At 28.9% G+C, this 3,469-nt stretch carries 6 protein-coding genes; 1 reads left to right on the top strand and 5 read right to left on the bottom strand.

Features of this window, described 5'->3' with window-relative positions; all coding sequences use genetic code 11:
• Positions 1-355: 355 nt before the first annotated feature.
• Positions 356-724 carry a hypothetical protein gene (locus D1606_RS18055; RefSeq protein ID WP_119417402.1) on the bottom strand — a complete coding sequence of 123 codons (369 nt, stop codon included), beginning with the start codon at positions 722-724 and terminating at the stop codon, positions 356-358.
• A gap of 186 nt (positions 725-910) precedes the next feature.
• Here D1606_RS18055 and D1606_RS18050 point away from each other — a divergent pair, with 186 nt between their 5' ends.
• Complete coding sequence (locus D1606_RS18050) at positions 911-1,582, top strand: hypothetical protein (RefSeq protein WP_119417401.1); 672 nt, start codon at positions 911-913, stop codon at positions 1,580-1,582.
• A 75-nt stretch (positions 1,583-1,657) separates the two neighbouring features.
• On the opposite strand, the gene D1606_RS18045 is transcribed toward D1606_RS18050, so the two are convergent.
• The 4 genes from D1606_RS18045 to D1606_RS18030 all read right to left on the bottom strand — a co-directional run bounded on the left by D1606_RS18045 (position 1,658) and on the right by D1606_RS18030 (position 3,309).
• On the bottom strand, positions 1,658-1,963 hold the full coding sequence (locus tag D1606_RS18045) for a hypothetical protein (RefSeq protein WP_119417400.1): 306 nt from the start codon (positions 1,961-1,963) through the stop codon (positions 1,658-1,660).
• Positions 1,964-2,116: 153 nt separating this feature from the next.
• Complete coding sequence (locus tag D1606_RS18040; RefSeq protein WP_119417399.1) at positions 2,117-2,296, bottom strand: hypothetical protein; 180 nt, start codon at positions 2,294-2,296, stop codon at positions 2,117-2,119.
• Positions 2,297-2,873: 577 nt separating this feature from the next.
• Positions 2,874-3,038, bottom strand: coding sequence for a GNAT family N-acetyltransferase (locus tag D1606_RS18035; protein WP_119417398.1), 165 nt, complete (start codon positions 3,036-3,038; stop codon positions 2,874-2,876).
• A gap of 76 nt (positions 3,039-3,114) precedes the next feature.
• Positions 3,115-3,309, bottom strand: a complete 195-nt coding sequence (locus D1606_RS18030) for a DUF6366 family protein (RefSeq protein WP_119417397.1) — start codon at positions 3,307-3,309, stop codon at positions 3,115-3,117.
• Positions 3,310-3,469: the final 160 nt, after the last annotated feature.

The following is a 3,469-nucleotide window of genomic DNA, read 5'->3' as shown; positions in this document are numbered from 1 at the left end:
ATATATCTTGTTGTTGAAACTAGATGCAATCTTAAAAATACTTTAAATACATACAAATAGGTAAAGCCTTGATGGCATTTATAAAGGATTACATTTACAGGATTTAGATAATAGTTGAGAGGATATTTTCTTCATTTTAGAAATATGAGCAGATTAGTGTAACATTCAAAGAAATAGTTTTCATAAATCGAAGTTTTGGAGGAATTATAGCTTGAGAGGAAATAAAGATACTAAGATTTTTATTCAAACAAAACAATAATTAAAATAAGACAGGGGCTGCCAAATTATTAATGGTCACCCCCTTTTTTGAGAAATATTAACTTGTTTTCCTTCTATAAATACACGATTCTTGATTTTAATCAAGAGGTATCGTTTCAATCTTTCCATTAGAGTTTGGTAACGGATTTGGTCCGAATCCACTTCGAGCATCTTCTCCACTGAACTTTTCTGATTGAACAGTAGATTGTTCTGCAACTTTATACTGTTCCCTCATCGTTATTGCAAATTCTCTTGGTGTCATACTTTTCACACTATCGTAAAACCTTTCCTTATTTTCTTCAGCCACATAATGAGTCACACCTAATTCTTCACTAAGTTGACTAAGTACTTTTAAGTATGGAATCATTTGAATTTCTAATTCATTTAATCGATTGTTAGAGGCCATAGTTAAGGAACTAGATATCCATAGTAACATTATGCTTAATATAACAGTTTTCTTTAACATGCTTTGCTTTTCACCTCTCAAACACAAAACTTTCTTTTTTGTGATACCTTCTTATATATTCTTTCTCTCGTAATTTATACGAAGAATATTCTTTTTTTATAATAATCTTTCTAAAAACTGTCCATGATGAATATGATATGACAACAGAATTTTTACTATATATTCTGAATAGGATGGTATATATCCATGAAATTATTACGATTTATATTTTTTGTAATCTTCGTATTTTGCTTTTGGTACTCTGTCAATATAGAAAAATTTCAATACGTTGAAAAAGCTGCTGTTTTTCAAGAAAAGATTGAACCAATGAGTGAATTCACTGTAGATTCTTCGAAGGAAATACCAGATAGAGAAATTACATTACGAGAAGCAATTTTAATTTCTATAGAAATAGCAAAACAATATGATCCTAATCCAGAACTATTAAATATTAATAGTGTGGCGGATAAAAAAGGAACTGGAAAAGATGGTAAAAAACCAAATTGGAATAGCATGGTTAGCTTACCTCATGCAAATTATCGTATGAGTGTCACCATTGTAAATGGAAAACTTAAAGAATATAAATTTTTAGATCCATCTGATGATAAACCAATTAAGAATATAGATATTAGTATTGACAGTGATACATTTATTCAAAAGGCAATACAAAAATACAATCTCAAACCAATTAAAGCAAAAAATTCCGCCAAAGAAAACTACCATTTTAAGATTCAACGAAACGATGAACAGATGCCAATTTTTAGTATTGAAGGCTATACAAAATCTGGTGAATATATGGAAATTTACTTTAATCCATTGAATGGAAGCTATTTAGGTAAAGGAATTAAACAATTTGAAAATGGGGGAAAAAGTGATTGATGCTATATCTTTATTAAAGACTTGAAGTATGTATTTTTTCTCCCCTTTCCAGATTCACTTTAGCTATATTATTATTTAATGTTCATGTTCTTCACAATTACATGCTTCTGGAATAATGTAACCGTCTAAAATGAGTTCTACCTCATCTTTGGATTGGTCAATACCTATCGTAACATCTTTTAAGTCATCAACCACTGCTTGTTCAATAGCTATCTGGATACCTTCAACAATTTCAATTTTATCACCAGGCTCAGCTGGTTCAAATTCGGCTGTCAATGTTGGATGACAACACCCCGCTAAATTATAAAAACGTATCGTGTCATAGTTATTTTCCTCCATTTCTTTTTTGAAGAATTCAGATGCTTGTTCTGTCATTTTCATTCAAGTCGCCTCCAAATATTTGAAAGTCTTTGCCGCATTATCCTTATTGTTACCACTTGGATTTTGCTTCATACATTATTAAGCAAAACATAATTTTTTCATAAAGATTAAGACATCTCTTTTCGGCGAACTCTTAATTTTTGAGTACTTAGTTTATTTTCTAGGAAGATTTCCATAAATATTAATCAGTTCTAATAATATTTCTTTATATTTTCCTTCCATATCATTTCCATATATTGCTGCGTCAATAACTGTATAGATAATCATAAGAAGACTTTTTGCTTCATTTTCATTTAATTTCACAATATTTTCCCTTACTTCCTCTATTTTCAAAATACGATTCCCACCTTAGCTTTTTTCATTTACAATAATTAATTTTGATCATGATATATTTATAACCAACATTATCTAAATTGAAGAAACTTGCCTTATAAATTACTAAATTTCGATAAAAAGTAGGTTTTACCTTTAATAAATTTCTGCTATTCATAACATTTTTCGAACATTACTAAAGATATTTATAGCATATTCTAAATTAACATTATTTACCTCAACCCCTATTTTTGTTATATTATTTTACAAAGTAATAATTGGGCCAAAGACTTCAGAAAGAAAAGAATGAGGTGATATAATGAGTAAAATTGATTCTCCATTATGGCTAATTGGTGGATTGCTTAATATTGGATATTATATTTTTATAGTTTTTGCTTTAATCTACATAATTATTTTATTAAAACAAATAAAAAATAAACTATAACTCTCTCGCTCTTTCTTATGATAAAAAATGCCCTAACATCATTTCGGATGACAGGGCTTTGACCGTATTATAAGTTATATATTTACTCAACAAATTCTTTATTTACAGTAATAATTAGACCATGAACCAAATTTAGCATAGCAGATGCTCCACTTATTTTAAAAACTCATTGTTTAGAATACTCATTCTTAAACGGTCTACAAATTTACCATTTGTGAAATAATCATGTCTAAAAATAACTTCTTCAACATATCCCATTTTTTTAATTGCCTTTTGGTTATCAACTTCCACTCTTATCCGAGTTTTGTTAAGCTTCAAAATGTTAAATCCTCAAAGAAGCATTTCATTCATTGCTGTATATTGTTAAATACCAAATGTTTGCCTTTTAGCAGATTTAATTGAAAAAACCTAAATATATAATAATACCAACTATTATTACTATAATAAGAATTCCTGTTCCTTTCCATCCTAAATCCCCGATTAAATCGTGAAGTCCTCCACCATGAATACTTCCTGCTGGGTTTCTTTTTAATTCTTCTTGTCTTAATCTTTCTTTTCTTGCTGCGGGAGTTTCTTTAGCTTTGTTCATCAATACACCTCTACTCTTAAATGGAAAGGGAGCACACCTATGAAAGAAAAGCGCACTTTTTTATACAATTTACGTTTTTAATAACTTCTATCTTGTCTTTATGTATGCCATAATTGTTGAAAAAATCAACTTTACTAACTTCTTCAAAATAACGATTCCA

Source organism: Rummeliibacillus sp. POC4 (assembly GCF_003576525.1).
GTDB lineage: Bacteria > Bacillota > Bacilli > Bacillales_A > Planococcaceae > Rummeliibacillus.
This window is presented reverse-complemented; position numbering and strand designations above follow the sequence as displayed.